The sequence below is a fragment of the Sporosarcina sp. FSL K6-2383 genome (assembly GCF_038618305.1).
Taxonomy (GTDB): Bacteria; Bacillota; Bacilli; order Bacillales_A; family Planococcaceae; genus Sporosarcina.
Genome location: NZ_CP152017.1, coordinates 597,501 through 615,375, shown reverse-complemented (window position 1 = coordinate 615,375; position 17,875 = coordinate 597,501). Strand labels below are relative to the sequence as shown.

The window sequence follows — 17,875 nt, the reverse complement described above, 5'->3', positions numbered from 1 at the left end:
TTCTTCTAATTTCTAATGACTAAACTACCTCAAATGACGCTACAATTCAATCGAAAACTGAAATTATCTAATGAGGAGACAAATGATGAAATTATTTTCGAGGTACAGTGAAACTAAGGTCAAAAAATTCACCAATAAGAAGTTGTATGAGCGACTTACACAGCTGAACAATGAAGAGCCCCGCGACTCGAAGTCAATAAAGGTGACCCTTTCGGAAATCGCACAGCGAGACCCAGCTGATTATGAATTGGGAAAAATCGCGGCAGAAGTAGAGAAGTCCAAACGCCATGCCGTTATGGAGACAACTGACATCCTCTATCTTGAAATCAAGTATAACGAGGACTATCTCGCTAAGCCGGAATCCGAAACTGATCCATACGAGCGTAAACTCCGATCTGCCATGCTTGAAATGATTCAGAAGGAACTAGAGCGTCGGAGAAACTAGGACAATCGAGTCGCTTTTGAGTTACTCAACCTGCACGTTAATCATGTTCCGGTTCATTTTGCTCATCGAAGGCTTTTCTGCATGTAATATCCCACTGCCTGCACGTATCCATTGTGAATCACCTTGCCCAAGGACATCTTTAAAACCTCTGCTATCACTATGTTCCATCCTACCTTTAATCAAATAGGTATAAACTTCAATACCTGCATGTGGGTGCGGCTTGTCCCCTATGCCTCTTTTAGAATTATGCTTGTAATGATCGAGGAATACAAATGAGCCTAACAATTTGAGGCAGTGCCCTAAAAAGTGTCATATCTCCATCGCCAATTACTTTTGACCTTGAATAACACTTTCAATAGTTCGATCCAAAGTTCATTCCTCCATTAGTTGCCGTTGTGAATTTTCCCCGTTAGCGATCATTTCACCGCCAATAGTAAACTTCGTTACTTCTCCGCCTTCCAATGCATAATTCGTCACATTGTCGCCGTAAGTAATGATGTCACCATTTATAGTCAAACTTTCAACTTTGCCGCCCTCTTTAATACTGATTGCATTTGCCGCCAGCTCTGTTAGTACACCTTTTACTAATGAATTACCTACAGAGCCATACGTGGTTACGTTTTCTTCCACAGTCATATTTCCAATTGGTTTACTGACTTGTATGCCTATTGAGCCATCACCATGGGTTGTAATGGATTTAAACGTAATATTTTCAACTGTACCGTCATATTGATTAAACCCTCTAGCGCCTAACCCATATGTAGTAATATCTTGTGCCATAAAATCTTTTACTGTGCCAAAGTTCACGAATCCTATTCCGCTTGGTCCATAAGATACGATTGAATCATCGCTAACCCATCTTTCAACTTTTCCCCAAGTATCCAAGACCATATCGTTTACACCGTAAGTCACAAGCTCCCCGTGATGTTCAACTTTTTTTGCCTCAACACCATAGAGAATGAAAACAGCAGCGGTAATGATATTGGCCGTACCATAGGGTAACATACCATTTGAAAAAATAGCCCCTGTGGTGAGTACTTCTAAATTAACCTTCCCACCTTCATCGCCAAAACCACAAACAAAAATACCCGATCCAATAACAGGAGAATTTTTATAGCCCAAGCTAATATTCGTCAAGGTGCAATCAATCTTACTGTTTTTATCGGAATTAAAATTATATACAGTCAGCGCACCTTGATAGACATTAACACCGTACTTTTGCGGCTGCTCACTGTAATGTCTTGAATCGCAGGATGTAATGTGTATATTATTTGAAACAAGATTAATCTTATCTGTTCCTGGCCTAGCAATAATTGAAGCCTGCCCTGTAATATTCAAATTTTCAAGGACAATGTCTCCCATATCCGGAATGCCGCACACCGTATATATAGCTCTGTTAGTTTGTTTTGTCATAACTGTTAAATTTGAAATGGTATTGTCTCGAGTCACACCAAACCCATCACTATTGTTAAAGCACACTAGACATGACTCGTTACTTTTTCCTGTTATTTTGTAGCCTTCAGGTAAAGTAATAGAGTGGGGTGAAAGAATGGATGTTTCGATTTCCAAAGTTTGCGGTATATTTTCCGCTATCGCTTTCAACAATTCTAAAAGTGTAGTTACTTTTGTTATCTTCATTTTAAAATTCCCCTTAAATTTATTATCTGAAGTCTTCGACATAAGGATATTGCGGTGGTTTAAAAAAGGACGCAGTCTATATAGGCTCGTCCCTATCCCAAGCGTTGATTTGGCCTGGGGGTGAGATCATTTGTGCATTTGGGAAGAGCTCGACCAGCCCCTGCTTTAAAGGACGGTTGGGACCTGCTTGAAATTATTCTTGCCAAGGAACCTCTTCCCTATACGCAGACTTTATCGGCTGCTGCAGACAGCCCAATATTAAGGGTCACAGGTGATAACGTGCTTTAAGATCAAGTATCCATGAAGAGGTCTAAACTACATGTATTAAATATAAAAGGGAAATTGCCGACATTATATAAATAAAAACCACTTACTACCCCCCCTTACCAATTTGGCACTCTCCTCAATTTATGCGATAATAATAGAACTAGCGTTTCATCGTATAAAGAAATGAGGTTTACTCATGAAGACAGTCATTTTAGCTGAAAAACCATCCCAAGCAAAAGCCTACGCGGATGCATTTACTGTGAAAAGTCGGCAAAAAACACATATTGAGCTCGCGCAAAGTCAGCTGTTTCCGCATGGGGCAATTATCACATGGGGCATCGGCCATCTTGTGGAATTAAAAGAACCGAAAGCCTATGACAAAAAGTGGACTCGTTGGACGCTTAATAGTTTACCGATTTTACCGGAACGCTATGAATTTCAAATTGCAAAGGGAAAGTATGCGCAGTTTCAAGCCGTGAAGAAGTTCATACTTGCGGCAGATACGGTCATTAACGCATGTGACGTTGATCGCGAAGGATCGAATATCTTCTATAGTATTTACCACCAAACAGGTGCAAGAGGAAAAACGATTAAACGACTGTGGATCAATTCACTTGAGGTGGATGAAGTGCGGAAAGGCTTTGCGAATTTACATGATAATCGTAAAGACTTACTCATGTATGAGGAAGCGAAAGCTCGTCAAATTAGTGATTGGCTTGTGGGTATGAATGGTTCGCGGTTGTATTCTTTATTGTTGAAAGAGCGAGGTGTTCAGGATGTATTTTCTATCGGACGTGTACAATCGCCGACGGTTTACTTAATTTATCAGCGCCAAAGAGAAATTGAGACCTTTGTTTCTGAGCCGTTTTTTGAAATTGAAGCTACTTTTATGGCTGCTAATGGGACGTATAAAGGAAAAGCGAAGGCGAAGGAACCGAAGCGGGAAATCATTCGGGAGTTGTTGTCGAAACATGATATCCATCCGAAATCGCCTGGGACGATTACCTCTGTAGAGAAAGTCGATAAGCGAACGCCGCCCCCTCAACTTCACTCCCTGTCAACGTTACAGGCAACAGCAAACCGGTTGTGGAAAACGAGTCCGGCAGATGTGTTGAAAATTATGCAAGGACTATACGAGAAGAAAATTGTCACGTATCCAAGAACAGATTCTCGCTATATTACGCCTAACGAGTTCTCTTATCTTGCGGATCAAGTCGGCGATTACCAACAACTTATCAATCATCCTTTTCCAATTGAATCACTTGCGCCAAAAAAGCGCTATGTGGATAGCTCGAAGGTCCAGGAACATTATGCCATCATTCCGACGAAGAAAATCCCGTCGCAGGCGGTACTTGGCAGGCTATCGACTATCGAACGTCATTTATATGAAGAAGTGGTCCGCACGACACTCGCCATGTTCCACACCGACTATTTGTATACAGAAACGAAGGTGACGACTGACGTCAACGGACTTCCCTTCTTCACAGTCGGCAAAACGGAACGTGACAAAGGCTGGAAAGCATTATTCGTTCGTTCATCTGCCAAAGAACATGACAAGGACGAGCCTACATTGCCACCACTTACACTACATGAACCTGTTGACAGTGACATTGGCATTAAAGAAGGCAAAACGATGCCGCCCAAACCGTATACAGAAGGTCAGCTCATCGCCATGATGAAAACCTGCGGGAAGCTCGTTGAGGATAAAAACGAGACAGAAATTTTGAAAGAGGTAGAGGGGCTTGGAACAGAGGCAACCCGCAGTGGCATCATCGAAACGATCAAACGCCATGGCTATATTAGTGTAACGAAAAACATCGTTTCGATTACGGATAAAGGGCGTATTCTATGCCAAGCCATCGAAGGCAATCTACTGGCAAGCCCGTCGATGACTGCTAAATGGGAAACCTATTTACGTAAAATCGGCAATGGCGAAGGGACGCAGGAACGTTTCCTCGGCAGCATTGCGAAGTTCATCAATAGTTTATTGGAGGAAGTACCGGGCCAATTAAACGCTAAACCGATTGATGCAAAACTAGCGGCTAGTGTTGTCGGTAAAACAACTTCACGAACTTCCTACAAACAAGTCGAAGTCGCACCATGCCCCGCTTGTAAAGAAGGCATGATTATGGCACGCAAAGACTTTTACGGTTGTAGCGCATATAAAAGTGGCTGCAAGCAAACATTTCCAGGGGTGTTTTTGAAGAAGAAGCTGACCCCAAGTCAGGTTAAGCTCTTGTGTACGAAGGGGAAAACCAATGTGATTAAGGGCTTTACGGCGAATACGGGGAATAAATTTGATGCACAGCTGACACTCGTCGATGGGAAGATTAATTTGGAATTTATCGGGAAATAAAACGAGACTACTCGGAAATTTGGTTTCTACTAAATCTAGAAAAAGGACTGAAGCACATTGGAATCTAAAAGAATAACACTGGAAGACGACTTACAAATAGCTTTTCATATTAGAAAAGAAGTATTCGTCAAAGAACAAAACGTCCCTTTTGATGAGGAGTTTGATGAATTCGACACACTGAATGAGCTTGCTGAACACATTTTAGTCTATTATAATGAACAACCTGTCGGAACTGGACGAGTAAGATGGGTCGATGGCTTCGGTAAATTGGAGAGAATTTGCATCTTGGAGTCTTACCGGAAATTTGGACTGGGTAAAGTAATCATAGGGACATTGGAAAATATTGCAGAAGAGAAGGGGCTATCCCGAGTTAAATTACATGGGCAAACACATGCGGAAGGTTTTTATGAAAAACTGGGCTATCAAACTTCATCCGACGTATTCATGGAAGCCGGGATTCCACATATTGTAATGACGAAAGAATTGGCTGCTAAATAAGGTCGTTTAGGGTCCCAACACAATTCAACGTTATGAATTGTGTCGGGGCTTTAATTTCTGCTGTTTCATGCTAGTAAAGTTGACTTTCTATCCCTCGACAAGCACCACTGGAAACTTATCGATCAATTCAAAGTCGTTATTGATCAATTGGAGAGTCTTATCGATCAATTAGGTAGAGTTATCGTCATTTCGGGACCTTCGACTCACACCAAAATTGATACATCGACATGATTGGTAGCTCCTCTTTTACTTTTCTAAAACTTAACATTCAGCCCCTTTCTCGTTGATACATTTTTAGTGTATGATTAGGAAATGCTATAATATAGAAGGAGTTTTGCATATGAACGACAATCAAGAACCAAAGAAATATGAGTATTTATCGGAGAATCCAAATGCCAAGGTACTGCCGATCATGCTGTCCCTTATTATTGGGGCATTTTTTGCGATATTAAACGAAACGCTCTTAAATATTGCGCTTGTCACGTTGATGGAGGAGTTCTCAATTTCCTTAACGACTGTGCAGTGGATGGCGACAGGATTCATGCTTGTGATGGCCATTGTAATCCCTGTATCTGCCTTGTTACTCCAATGGTATACGACACGGCAGTTATTTTTAAGTACGATGATTGTCTTCACCCTTGGAACCATCATCAGTGCGAGTGCACCAACATTTGCAATTTTGTTAGTCGGCCGATTAACCCAGGCAGTGGGAACAGGATTATTAATGCCCATCATCTTTAATGTGTTTTTACTCATTTATCCACCCCATAAGCGTGGGAAAATCATGGGTATCGTAGGGCTAGTCATTATGTTCGCGCCCGCGATTGGACCAACACTTTCCGGGGTAATTGTTGAATATTTAGGATGGCGTTATCTATTTATCGTTGTGATTCCATTTGCAATATTTTCAATCGCATTCGCTTATAAATATTTGATTAATGTGTCAGAAGTAACGAAGCCAAAGATTGATATCATCTCCATTATTTTCTCTACAATTGGTTTTGGCTCTATTGTGTATGGTTTTAGTTCTGTAGGAGAAAGTACAAATGGATTTTTGAGTACGAATGTCTTAATAGCCATTAGTGCTGGGATTATCGGAGTTGTGTTATTCGTCATTAGGCAATTACAGCTTGAAGAGCCTGTCATGGATTTACGCGTTTTTAAATATCCGATGTTTACACATGCCGTTTTGATGTTTTTAATTATTATTATGGCTATGTTTGCTTCAGAGATTATTTTACCGATTTATATGCAAGGTCCGTTAGCTTTAAGTGCGGCTACAGCTGGTCTTGTGCTATTACCTGGGGCTATTTTGAACGGCATTATGTCGCCATTCATGGGGCATCTGTTTGATAAGTTCGGTCCTCGAGTATTGATGATTCCAGCATCACTTGTGTTAAGTGGAACGATGTTTATGATGAGCAGATTAACAGCTGAAACTGCATTATGGGTTGTCATCGTCGGTTATATTTTATTAATGTTAGCTGTTTCGGCAATCATGATGCCTGCTGAGACGAACGGCTTGAATCAGTTACCTAAACGATTGTACCCACATGGAACCGCAGTTATGTCGACACTACAACCTGTAGCAGGTGCGATTGGTGTGTCTGTATTTATTGGCATTATGAACGCTAGGCAACTGAAGTTTTTACAACAAGCAGATGCACCTAATGACCCCGCGACACTCGTTGAAGCAATGGTAGCTGGCGTCGAACTTGTCTATTTCATCGCTTTCGCCATGTCTCTCGTAGCCGTTCTTTTGGCGTTTATCGTTTATCGTGCGAAGCCAAGTGAAGAAGATGAGCTGGTGCAAAAAGAATAACCGCCATTGAAAAAGACCCATTTCTCCAAAATACTTTGTGGAAATGAAAAAGTGGGAATACCGTATTGTCGATTAATCGAAAATACGGTATTCCCACTTATTTTAAAACTACTACATTCACTTTGCAGTCTCTCTTCGAACAACCGGCGCCACTTCTGTCGCCAGCATTTCAATACCTTCAGCAACCCTTGCGTACGGTATGCCTCCAATATCCATTTGCGCGATAAACCGTTGGTGCCCAAACAATTCATGCTGTTGGAGTATTTTCTCAATAATTTGTTGAGGACTTCCTACAAATAATCCGGTTTCAGGGCTAGCCATTTGCTCGAAATCAGAGCGGGCTATCTTCGTGCTCATTCCGCGCTGTTTGTTCACATACTCCCAATAACTTGTGTAATAGGGGTAAAATTCATCTTTTGCTTGTTGCGTAGTTTTGGCGATAAATGTATGCCCCGTCACTGCTACGTTTAGGGCATCGACGCTATGCCCCGCCTCTAATCCAGCTTGGCGATACAAATCGACAAGTGGCTTGAAGCGTCTTGGATCGCCGCCAAGAATAGCAAGAGCCATTCCTGTGCCAAGTCTACCTGCCCGAATTGCACTTTCCGGTGTTCCGCCCACACCAATCCAAAGCGGTAATTTTTCTTGTGCCGGACGAGGTGCAATCATGGCGTTCTGTAGCGATGAACGGAAAGAACCTTGCCAATTGACAACTTCACTCGTATTTAACTGTTGGAGTAACTGCATATGCTCCTCAAACAGTTCATCATAATCGTTTAAATCATAGCCAAATAGCGGGAAAGATTCTACAAATGCACCACGACCTGCAATAATTTCTGCGCGGCCATTTGACAGTAAATCAAGTGTCGCAAAGTCTTCGAAAAGACGGACAGGATCGATTGTACTTAACACAGTCGTTGCACTCGTTAACTTAATTTGCTTCGTATGCTGTGCCACTGCTGCGAGCGTAACAGCTGGAGATGACACCGCGTAGTCTAAACGATGATGTTCACCTACCCCAAAGACATCAAGTCCAGCTTCATCTGCTAGCTTTCCAGCAGCCAGCACCTCTTGTAGGCGCTGCTGAATGCTAATTGTCTTTCCTGTATGTGGATCTGGGCCGATATCCCCAAACGTATAAATGCCTATTTCGATTCCCGGTTTGCCTACTTCATTTGTCATTATCTGTACTCCATTTCAGAGAAAATGTAAAATGTTCGTTTCTATGTTATGCATTTGCTATTTCATCTAGAACAGCTATCTCCTTTTGTATGTACGATTTTTAGTCCTACTATACAACACTTACGAAACGCACTGTATGTAGACATAGTTTTGAATTATGTCTGCATACAGTATGAACATCCTTTATTATCGTACAGTTTTTAATGCGCCACTCCAAGCAAGAACTTGGTCAAGCATAGCGTTTGCATTGTCTGCATGGTAATCAGCAGGCTTGAATACGCTCATGTTTTCAAAGTCGGACATCAGGGAGAACGTCACCGCTGTACGAACGTCAGCAACTTGTAGTTCACCTAGGATTAGACGTAGATTTTCATGTGCACGTGTACCACCCAAGCTACCATATCCAACGAAGCCAGCTGCTTTGTTGTTCAATTCTGGGTTCAAGAAGTCCAACGCATTTTTTAGTGCGCCACCAATTGCATGGTTATATTCAGGTGTAACGAAAACATAACCATCGAAAGAAGCCATTTTTTCTGACCACGCTTTGATTTGTGCTTCAGCATCCGGTTGTGCATTTGCTGAGCCTAAGAATGGCAGGTTGTAATCAGCAAGGTCTACAATTTCATACTCTGCATCATTACGTTTGTTTGCGAACTCATTCATCCATTTTGCTACAGCATCACCGTTGCGTCCTACACGTACACTACCTTGAACAATACCGATTTTCAATTTTACATTTGTCATTGTTTTTTCCTCCTCAGTTGATCTACCGAATAGTCTGTCGAATAGTCTGTCGAAAAATCCCACTTTGATAACCACCCATATAATTTATTTACTTTTTCAAACGACAATACTTACTTTACGTAACAAACTATATAATTGTAACCACGTATTGTCAAGCAAGTAGTTTCGAGAGTCATCTGGAACTGGTTACATTTATCTTACACTTTACAAACGCCATTCCTTCCTTTACACTGAATGCGCTGGAGTCGATTCAGCATAATACAAACTTTACAATCAAAATCACATACGTTTTCTGCACTAGGGGTGCCTATTTTCGGCTGAGATGAGAGCTTTTGCTCCGATCCCTTATAACTCGAACCAGGTAATACTGGCGTGGGGAAGTGCGGTTACTTTTGCCGTAGGTCACCTATGCGCAGGAGGGCTGCATCTTCACGGATGTGGCTTTTTTTGTGGAGTAAAATAGGGGGAAATAGTTATGGAAACAGCATTTTCTTGTGGAACGAGCCCGATTATTGGATTGCGGTTTTCGCTTCATCCAATGGCGGACAATTTTGTAGAAATCATTAAAGGCGCATTATCGAAAGCAGATACGTCCAATGTGTGGATGCACACCGATGATGTCAGTACGGTCATACGTGGCAAAGAGATTCATGTTTTTGATACGGCCAAGGCTATTGTGTTACACGCTGCAAAAACGGGGACACATGTCGCCTTTAACGGTACTTTTTCAGTCGGCTGTCCTGGTGATACTGCGGGGGATGTTTATTTAGAAAAAGATGATGTTCGATTAAATGAACCACTAGTGAAAGACTTACGACAATATGTATCCTCACAGTTTGCTTTGTATCCGATGAACAATCCGGATTATATGTCGGTCATTTATAAAGAAGTAGAGCGTGCGAAGGAACAAGGTGTCTTTAACACGAGTATGCATTATGCCAGCGGCTTGCACGGGGATATTCATGAGGTTTTTACATTTTTAGAAGAGTCTTTTTCCGAGGCACGCTCCGCGGAACATCGACATCTCGTCATGACGGTTAATATGAGCATCAATAGTCCTTCACACAAAGGCGGTGCCTGACTTGTTGAAGTCCTGGAAGCTGAAAGAAGTTGTGTTATTGTCGGTGCTGGCCGTTGTATTTGCTGTTGTCTATTTACTATTCGTCCATGTCGGAAATATTTGGGCTGGCTTCATCGGCCCGATTGCGTATGAATGGATGTTTGGCATTTGGTTTATTGTGTCGATTATTTGCATGTACATCATTCGCAAACCTGGTGCCGCCGTGTTGTCTGAAACCGTAGCTGCCGCCATTGAAGTGATGATTGGTAATGCAGTTGGCCCGCGACTGATTTTAAGTGGACTGATTCAAGGATTAGGGGCAGAAGCTGCCTTTGCCGCCACAGGCTACAAACGATTCAATACATGGGTGCTCATTTTGGCGGGCGTGGGATCAGCGGTATTTAGCTTTGTCTACAGCTATTTCGTGTCGGGTTATGCAGCGCTCTCCCCTTCTTATGTTGCTCTCATGTTTGGTCTACGAATTATGAGTGGTGCGCTGATTGCCGGACTTGGTGGGAAATGGGTATCTGACGGTCTTCTTGCGACAGGTGCACTACGTGGCTATGCCATTTCTAGGGATAAACCAAATCGCAAGCAGAAAGTAACAGTTCAGCATGGTCGTTGAATGGGCAAAGCAAGTACTAGCAATTGAGTCCGCCATTGTCATGGCATTCGCTAACGTCACCTTCCGCTTTCCTGAGGAGGATAATCCCGTGTTACAAGACGTTTCTTTGACCATTCGGCAAGGGGAACGTGTCGTCATTACAGGTGCAAGCGGCAGCGGCAAAAGCACGCTACTTTATTTGATGAACCGCCTGTACCCGGCGAGTTGCGATGGCATTCTGTCCGGAACCATTACGTTATGGGATAAAGACCATGAAGACTACGCCCCAGGTGAGGTCAATGCCCGTGTTGCCACTGTGTTTCAAGATCCTGATTCGCAATTTTGTATGCCAACTGTAGAAGAGGAAATGGCTTTTACACTTGAAAACTTACATGTACCACGTAGAGAGATGGAGCAGCGAATAACGGAGGCATTAGAAGTCACACAGCTAAGTAACTTAAGGCATACAGTCATTCAAACACTTTCAGGTGGGATGAAGCAGCGAGTCTCTACTGCCTGTGCCATTCTGATGAAACCAGAAGTTCTGTTATTGGATGAACCCTTGTCACATCTAGATCCGGTGACGGCACATGAATTTGTTGGCTGGTTAGATGCACTTCAAAGAGCGTATGGCTGGACTGTCGTTGTAGTTGAACATCGTCTTGATACTTGGGGAAATTTTTTCGATTGGGGTTTACAGGTTGTAACTGGCGGGTTTGTCGAACGAACCAATTGCACTGTGGCAGCTCCGATTTTATTCGAAAAAAGAAGGTCTTCGAGGGGTGCTGCAACAGTCTTTGACATGCAGAGTGTGTCTGTGAAAATGAAAGGGAAAATGTTGTTAGAAGATGTGTCTATCCAGTTGAATAGCGGAGAGGTGGCTGTACTAGCAGGGCATAACGGCAGTGGAAAGTCGACGCTGTTGAAAGCAATTTGCGGCATTATGCCGATGACAAAGGGACGAATTGTAGGAGAAGCCGTCCTTCCAGGCTATGTGCCCCAATCGCCTGAGCATTTGTTTGTGACACAGCGGGTTGAGGATGAGATTGTCTTTTCTAGGGGCGTAGCACCTGAATTGGTTGAGGATATTATGCGACGTTTAAAGTTGGAGGATATCCGGCAGTCCCACCCATTTGCAATTAGTCATGGGCAAAAACGGCGAACAGCCATCGCGGCGATGCTGGCTGAAAGACGACCTGTCCTTCTTTTGGATGAGCCGACGAGTGGACAGGATGAAACTGCCTTGCAGGAACTGCATCATCTTGTTCACACACGTGCAGAGGAGGGACTTGCTTTGCTCATCGTAACGCATGATATGGAATTTGCCGCAGCCGTTGCGGATACAGTATTTTTATTAAAAGAAGGGCGGTTGACCGGGCGCTATGATGCGGGAGATGTATGGGAAGATGAAGAATTATTGCGGGAGCACTCCTTATTGCCACCTACTGGAGGTGGTAATCTGTGAAAATTCGTGACCAGCTGCATGATATGAATCCTGCGTTAAAATTTCTTTTTGTTGTCATTTCGATGCTGACACTTGCTTGGTTTTTCAATCCTTGGACACCAGCATTGTTTTTTATAGGCATCCTCACTGTGCAATTGTTGTGTAGCGCGGTCAATTGGAAGTTATGGCTCTTGCTGATGATTCCTTTTTCGATGACAGCTGTCGGGTATTTGTGGACGACGATTGTATTTGCTGCTGATTCAAGTGGAACCGTGATTTGGACTTGGAACAGCATTGTGGTGACTGATGAACAGCTATCACGAGCATTATCGCTGGCATTGCGGGTTATAGCATTTTCTGCTATTTCCCTGTTGTTCATTTTGACAACACAGCCTGTCAAATTCATCATGAGTTTAATGCAACAGTTGCGATTATCGCCCAAACTCGCCTATAGCATTCTCGTTGGTTATCAGTTTCTACCCGTTATTAAAGACGAATTTATCCAAATCCGTCACGCTCATAGACTGCGGGGTGTCGGAGCAGAAAAGTGGTGGTGGCAACGACTGTATGGCATGAGAAGATTGCTCATCCCCCTGCTAGCAGCTGCAGTCCGAAAAGCTGAACGTGCGGCATTCGCCATGGAAGCACGTGGTTTTACAGGTCAACCACGCTCCGAATTCTTTAAGCCTGTCACCGTACGCCTCACTGACTGGATGCTACTGACTTTATTTTTGACACTACTGACAGCGTGCTGTTGGCTAGGTGTTTTATTTACATGATAAAAACACTGTGGCCTGGACATAAAAAAAATACCCTCCCATTCTATTTTGGGAGGGCATCATTATGAACCCTTTTTCTCCGTCATAAATGTAATGACCACAAACAATGCAAAGCTAATTAGTAATACAGTTCCACCTACAATATAGAAAATCAGTGCCACGGTGTCATTGACATTAAACGGCTTCATAAATTGAAGCCACATACCTGACGTTAGACCAATCGCTCCGATAATACCCGTCCAACCATGTAGTGCCACCAGCTTTTTCGCCCGAACTTTGTAAATCTTGTAAAAAACGCCCCATGCAAATAACGACAACCAGCCGACCAATAAAATATGCGCGTGAATCGGACGGAATGCGTATGATCCCGCTCCTGCCATATGTGATCCTAAAAATGTCCCGATCAAACCAAAAATTGCCGCGACACGTATTAACCGTAAACTCCATTTTTCTTCCATCTATAATTCCTCCTATGTCATCCATGTTATACCCTTTATTGTAAACACCCAACATGAACGGAAGATGAACGGGACATTACAATTTTGGCAATCGCACCGTGAAAGTCGTACCTTCTCCTATCTGACTAACAACATCAATCGTTCCATCATGCAGCTTCACAACCTGTTGAACAATCGATAATCCAAGTCCCGTCCCACCCGTTTCCTGCGTTCGCGAATCATCCGCCCGGTAAAAACGGTCGAATATCCGTCGAATCGACTCCTCGCTAATCCCAATACCCGTATCACGAACCATTACCGTAATCTCGTTATTCTGTTCCGTCAATAAAATATCAATGGTCCCGCCAATTTCCGTATATTTCAACGCATTCAGCACCAGGTTCTCCCATACTTTTTCAAGAAACGCTGGATCACCCATATAACGGACCTCATCAATGTCCATCGACAATGACTTTTCCTTTTCTTCCAGCAACCATCTATACTTACGAACAATCTCCATCAGCTGTTCATCCAAAGCAAAGGTTTTCATTTCCAACGGAGACGATAACTGATCCAACGAAGTCAACAACAATAACTGCTTCGTCAATGAAGACAAGCGTTCCGTTTCAGATTGAATAACATTTGCATAATTTCTTCGCAACTCCTCCGTCAACTGATCATCTAATAATAGCTGTGCATAGCCTTTTATATTGAGCAATGGCGATTGAAAATCATGCGACACATCACTGATAAACTCTTTGCGTATCCGATCATTTTCACTCAGCTTTTCCGTCATCTGCTGAAAACTGTTCGCCAGCTGCCCAATCTCATCTTTTCGATTGATATCAAGAGTACCCGTAAACTGCTCTTCTCCAACCCTTTTCGTCGCAACCGTCAGCGCAGTAATCGGATCAATCAGCTTCTTCGCCACTATTAACATTGATAACAAACTAATCACCGCCATGACCAACACCATACCTCCAAGGATATAATGCACTTCAGTAAATAGCATTTTAATATCTGGACGTAAAAAAAGAGCGTAGGCTTTTCCCTCATAGTCAAACGGCACACCCACTGTATTGGCCGACTCATTCGAGAAAAAACCTGTCACAAACGTTTCGCCTGGAAGATCCCTCATCCCGTGATAGATTTCCCCATTCAATACCTGATCTATCGCTTTTTCTGATAAATTTTCAACACGAAATGGCTCTCCATACTCTATCACCTGTCGTTGTTCATCCACAACATACAACTTATAGCCCACTGCCGACTGTGTCGTTAAATAATCATCGAGATCCAATCCCTCATTCGATTGGATAAAAGACGCAACGTTCTTTGCAATGGTCATATTTTTCTCATCGTTTTGCCCCTTCAAATACTGGTGATAATATGTATTGATCGACAAAAATGCAATAAGGCCACTAATCACCATAATTGCAGCCGTCATAGCAATGAACTTACCGTACAACGACCTCACGAAGAAACCTCTAGCTTATATCCAACCCCACGTACCGTCGAAATCTTCACTTCTTCCGTTAGCTTGCCCAGTTTTTCCCGCAATCTTTTAATATGCACATTTAATGTCTGTTCATCACCTTCATAATCATAACCCCACACCCGCTCTAACAATAGTTCACGCGCAAACACATGATTCGGCTTTGACGCTAACACTGACAACAACTCAAACTCTTTCAGCGGTGGAAGCAATACCTTTTTGCCTACGGCTATCTCATAGCTCTGCCGATTAATTTTCAGTGGTCCCGCCTCAATAAACACATCGACCGCCTTATCATATCTACGTAAAATAGCATTGATCCGAAATAATAATTCCTTCGGCTCGAACGGTTTCACAACATAATCATCAGATCCCGCAAGGAAGCCCTTCTCTTTATCTTCCAATTCTCCCTTAGCCGTCAGCAATAAAACCGGTATATCTGCCTCGGCTCTTAGCTTCTTCGTCAATGTATAGCCATCCATTCTCGGCATCATCACGTCTATTACCGCTAAATCTGGCATATCCGTCTCCAATAGCTCCATTGCCTCGAGGCCATCCGCCGCCTTGAGAACCGTATATCCTGCCTGCATCAATTGAATACTGACCAACTCTAAGATATTTGGATCATCGTCCACCACAAGTATTTTCATCATCTCTTCCTCCTCCCTCGCCATTCTGCATTCAACAAACCCGATAATAATATAATAACTGCCGATAAATAAAACCAAAGAACAAGTAATATAATTCCTGACAACTGGCCATATAACAATGTGTAATCAACATTCGATACATAATCCCCAAATACCAATGAAAACAATTGCCAGCCAAGCGCTGAAAAAATAGCACCCGGAAGTACTTCCTTCAACCTCATTTTTCCTGTTGGCACAACCATATAAAATAATAGGAAAAACAACAACAAAAAAAGTGTGCCTAGCCCCCATTTCACATTGGGCCAAACATATAACCACCCTTGCCACTGTTCAATCGTATCATAATAAGTTACAACTCTATACAATGCCTTCTCGATGATTGGCAGGAACAGCGACAGCGGTATGACAAGCATAAAGACAAGCGTCACTCTAAGATCACGTAGGAGTACTTTCCAAAATGCATAGCGTCTCTCATAGCCATTTGCTAAATCCAATGATCGGGCTAACGACTGAACTGCCATCGAGGATATCCAAAATGCCGCTGCAAGGCTCGTATACAGCAGTTTCCCCTGTCCTTTATTCAAAACCATTTGGACATTTCTTTCAATAATAACGAATGCTTCATTCGGAGTAAAGGGTCTAAGAAACAACAGAAGCATTTCTTCATTCACCGGAAACAAACTTAGCAAGGAAAAGATAAAAATAAGAAACGGAAACATCGACAGTAAAAGATAATACGCTGTCTGCGCTGCCTGATCAAAAAAACGCTCCTTGAAAAAGCGACTTACGACATTTCGAATAATAAACATCCATTCACCTCTCTACTTCAATATACCCTATTCGGAATAAGACAACAGGATAACCAAAGGAAAGGATAAGAAAGTTTACGGATTAAAAATAAGCATAAAAAAAGCCATTACCCAGTGGTAATGACCATGTGCCCGGCGACGTCCTACTCTCACAGGGGGAAACCCCCAACTACCATCGGCGCTCGAGCCTAACTTCCGTGTTAAAATCCATGCTCTCAACGCTTCGCTTTTGTTTGCAAAAGCCGTTCTTCGTAACGGCTTTCGCTCCGATCCTCCTACCTTCGCTTCCTCGAACTCCACCACACCTCACCTTTCTCGCATTCCATTGAACTAGTTCAAAAGATGAACCTTTGGTTTTTTTAGGTACTAAAAAAGCCATTACCTAATTGGTAATGACCATGTGCCCGGCGACGTCCTACTCTTGCAAGGGGAAACCCCCAACTACCATCGGCGCTGAAGAGCTTAACTTCCGTGTTCGGGATGGGAACGGGTGTGACCTCTTCGCCTTCGTCACCAGACTATGTTGAGCTTGTTCACTCAAAACTGAATAATACGACAGTGTGTTTCACAAATCAGGGCCAACCTGCCCTTTTTACTAGAAGGTTAAGTCCTCGTTCGATTAGTATCTGTCAGCTCCACACGTCGCCGCGCTTCCACCCCAGACCTATCAACCTCATCTTCTTTGAGGGAACTTACTTACTTGCGTAATGGGAAATCTCATCTCGAGGGGGGCTTCATGCTTAGATGCTTTCAGCATTTATCCCGTCCACACATAGCTACCCAGCGATGCCTTTGGCAAGACAACTGGTACACCAGCGGTGTGTCCATCCCGGTCCTCTCGTACTAAGGACAGCTCCTCTCAAATTTCCTGCGCCCGCGACGGATAGGGACCGAACTGTCTCACGACGTTCTGAACCCAGCTCGCGTACCGCTTTAATGGGCGAACAGCCCAACCCTTGGGACCGACTACAGCCCCAGGATGCGATGAGCCGACATCGAGGTGCCAAACCTCCCCGTCGATGTGGACTCTTGGGGGAGATAAGCCTGTTATCCCCGGGGTAGCTTTTATCCGTTGAGCGATGGCCCTTCCATGCGGAACCACCGGATCACTAAGCCCGTCTTTCGACCCTGCTCGACTTGTAGGTCTCGCAGTCAAGCTCCCTTATGCCTTTGCACTCTACGAATGATGTCCAACCATTCTGAGGGAACCTTTGGGCGCCTCCGTTACTCTTTAGGAGGCGACCGCCCCAGTCAAACTGTCCACCTGACACTGTCTCCTGCCCCGATAAGGGGCATGGGTTAGAAGTCCAATACAGCCAGGGTAGTATCCCACCAACGCCTCCTCCGAAGCTGGCGCTCCGGAATCTTAGGCTCCTACCTATCCTGTACAGGCTGCACCGGAATTCAATATCAGGCTACAGTAAAGCTCCACGGGGTCTTTCCGTCCTGTCGCGGGTAACCTGCATCTTCACAGGTATTATAATTTCACCGAGTCTCTCGTTGAGACAGTGCCCAGATCGTTACGCCTTTCGTGCGGGTCGGAACTTACCCGACAAGGAATTTCGCTACCTTAGGACCGTTATAGTTACGGCCGCCGTTTACTGGGGCTTCAATTCAAAGCTTCGCTTGCGCTGACCTCTCCTCT

At 43.5% G+C, this 17,875-nt stretch carries 16 protein-coding genes, 2 rRNA genes, 1 pseudogene and 1 riboswitch (1 of these 20 running past the window's edge); of the genes and pseudogenes, 8 read left to right on the top strand and 11 right to left on the bottom strand.

What is annotated here, in order from left to right:
* Positions 1 to 82: 82 nt before the first annotated feature.
* Positions 83 to 445, top strand: a complete 363-nt coding sequence (locus tag MKZ10_RS03245; protein WP_342507807.1) for a hypothetical protein — start codon at positions 83 to 85, stop codon at positions 443 to 445.
* A gap of 21 nt (positions 446 to 466) precedes the next feature.
* Here the strand turns inward: MKZ10_RS03245 and MKZ10_RS03240 are convergent, their stop codons facing one another.
* The 3 genes and pseudogenes from MKZ10_RS03240 to MKZ10_RS03230 all read right to left on the bottom strand — a co-directional run.
* Entirely contained in the window at positions 467 to 730 is a 264-nt protein-coding gene (locus tag MKZ10_RS03240; RefSeq protein ID WP_342507805.1) for a pirin family protein, read from the bottom strand.
* Positions 731 to 817: 87 nt separating this feature from the next.
* On the bottom strand, positions 818 to 2,083 hold the full coding sequence (locus MKZ10_RS03235; protein WP_342507803.1) for a hypothetical protein: 1,266 nt from the start codon (positions 2,081 to 2,083) through the stop codon (positions 818 to 820).
* Between the two features lie 85 nt (positions 2,084 to 2,168).
* Positions 2,169 to 2,276: pseudogene (locus MKZ10_RS03230) on the bottom strand (hydrolase); the annotation flags it as partial.
* A 270-nt stretch (positions 2,277 to 2,546) separates the two neighbouring features.
* Here MKZ10_RS03230 and topB point away from each other — a divergent pair.
* The 3 genes from topB (at position 2,547) to MKZ10_RS03215 (ending at position 7,026) form a co-directional block, all read left to right on the top strand.
* Positions 2,547 to 4,706, top strand: a complete 2,160-nt coding sequence (gene topB, locus MKZ10_RS03225; protein ID WP_342507801.1) for a DNA topoisomerase III — start codon at positions 2,547 to 2,549, stop codon at positions 4,704 to 4,706.
* Positions 4,707 to 4,763: 57 nt separating this feature from the next.
* Entirely contained in the window at positions 4,764 to 5,204 is a 441-nt protein-coding gene (locus tag MKZ10_RS03220) for a GNAT family N-acetyltransferase (RefSeq protein WP_342507799.1), read from the top strand.
* A 340-nt stretch (positions 5,205 to 5,544) separates the two neighbouring features.
* Positions 5,545 to 7,026 (top strand): MDR family MFS transporter, encoded by a 1,482-nt coding sequence (locus tag MKZ10_RS03215; RefSeq protein ID WP_342507797.1) that lies wholly within the window; start codon positions 5,545 to 5,547, stop codon positions 7,024 to 7,026.
* 117 nt (positions 7,027 to 7,143) lie between these two features.
* On the opposite strand, the gene MKZ10_RS03210 is transcribed toward MKZ10_RS03215, so the two are convergent.
* Positions 7,144 to 8,208, bottom strand: coding sequence for an LLM class flavin-dependent oxidoreductase (locus tag MKZ10_RS03210; protein ID WP_342507794.1), 1,065 nt, complete (start codon positions 8,206 to 8,208; stop codon positions 7,144 to 7,146).
* 186 nt (positions 8,209 to 8,394) lie between these two features.
* Complete coding sequence (locus tag MKZ10_RS03205) at positions 8,395 to 8,952, bottom strand: NAD(P)H-dependent oxidoreductase (RefSeq protein ID WP_342507793.1); 558 nt, start codon at positions 8,950 to 8,952, stop codon at positions 8,395 to 8,397.
* 289 nt (positions 8,953 to 9,241) lie between these two features.
* Positions 9,242 to 9,348: riboswitch (TPP riboswitch) on the top strand.
* A gap of 79 nt (positions 9,349 to 9,427) precedes the next feature.
* On the opposite strand from MKZ10_RS03205, the gene MKZ10_RS03200 reads away from it, so the two are divergent.
* The 4 genes from MKZ10_RS03200 to MKZ10_RS03185 are packed head-to-tail and all read left to right on the top strand — an operon-like array spanning position 9,428 to position 12,839.
* Complete coding sequence (locus tag MKZ10_RS03200; RefSeq protein WP_342507791.1) at positions 9,428 to 10,033, top strand: YkoF family thiamine/hydroxymethylpyrimidine-binding protein; 606 nt, start codon at positions 9,428 to 9,430, stop codon at positions 10,031 to 10,033.
* 1 nt (position 10,034) lies between these two features.
* Positions 10,035 to 10,637 carry an ECF transporter S component gene (locus MKZ10_RS03195; protein WP_342507790.1) on the top strand — a complete coding sequence of 201 codons (603 nt, stop codon included), beginning with the start codon at positions 10,035 to 10,037 and terminating at the stop codon, positions 10,635 to 10,637.
* Positions 10,627 to 12,081 (top strand): ATP-binding cassette domain-containing protein, encoded by a 1,455-nt coding sequence (locus MKZ10_RS03190; RefSeq protein WP_342507788.1) that lies wholly within the window; start codon positions 10,627 to 10,629, stop codon positions 12,079 to 12,081. Before MKZ10_RS03195 ends, MKZ10_RS03190 begins: the two co-directional genes overlap by 11 nt.
* A complete protein-coding gene (locus MKZ10_RS03185; RefSeq protein WP_342507786.1) occupies positions 12,078 to 12,839 on the top strand; it encodes an energy-coupling factor transporter transmembrane component T in 762 nt (253 codons plus the stop codon). The genes MKZ10_RS03190 and MKZ10_RS03185 overlap by 4 nt, the downstream gene beginning before the upstream one ends.
* 62 nt (positions 12,840 to 12,901) lie before the next feature.
* On the opposite strand, the gene MKZ10_RS03180 is transcribed toward MKZ10_RS03185, so the two are convergent.
* The 6 genes from MKZ10_RS03180 to MKZ10_RS03155 form a co-directional block, all read right to left on the bottom strand.
* Entirely contained in the window at positions 12,902 to 13,297 is a 396-nt protein-coding gene (locus MKZ10_RS03180; RefSeq protein WP_342507784.1) for a hypothetical protein, read from the bottom strand.
* A 76-nt stretch (positions 13,298 to 13,373) separates the two neighbouring features.
* Positions 13,374 to 14,753: a HAMP domain-containing sensor histidine kinase gene (locus MKZ10_RS03175; protein ID WP_342507782.1), complete on the bottom strand. Its 1,380-nt coding sequence runs from the start codon at positions 14,751 to 14,753 to the stop codon at positions 13,374 to 13,376.
* Positions 14,750 to 15,421 carry a response regulator transcription factor gene (locus tag MKZ10_RS03170; protein WP_342509983.1) on the bottom strand — a complete coding sequence of 224 codons (672 nt, stop codon included), beginning with the start codon at positions 15,419 to 15,421 and terminating at the stop codon, positions 14,750 to 14,752. The genes MKZ10_RS03175 and MKZ10_RS03170 overlap by 4 nt, the downstream gene beginning before the upstream one ends.
* A complete protein-coding gene (locus MKZ10_RS03165; protein WP_342507780.1) occupies positions 15,421 to 16,230 on the bottom strand; it encodes a YihY/virulence factor BrkB family protein in 810 nt (269 codons plus the stop codon). Before MKZ10_RS03165 ends, MKZ10_RS03170 begins: the two co-directional genes overlap by 1 nt.
* A gap of 402 nt (positions 16,231 to 16,632) precedes the next feature.
* Positions 16,633 to 16,748, bottom strand: a 5S ribosomal RNA gene (gene rrf / locus MKZ10_RS03160).
* An 81-nt stretch (positions 16,749 to 16,829) separates the two neighbouring features.
* Positions 16,830 to 17,875 (bottom strand): 23S ribosomal RNA (locus MKZ10_RS03155) (it continues 1,887 nt past the right edge of the window).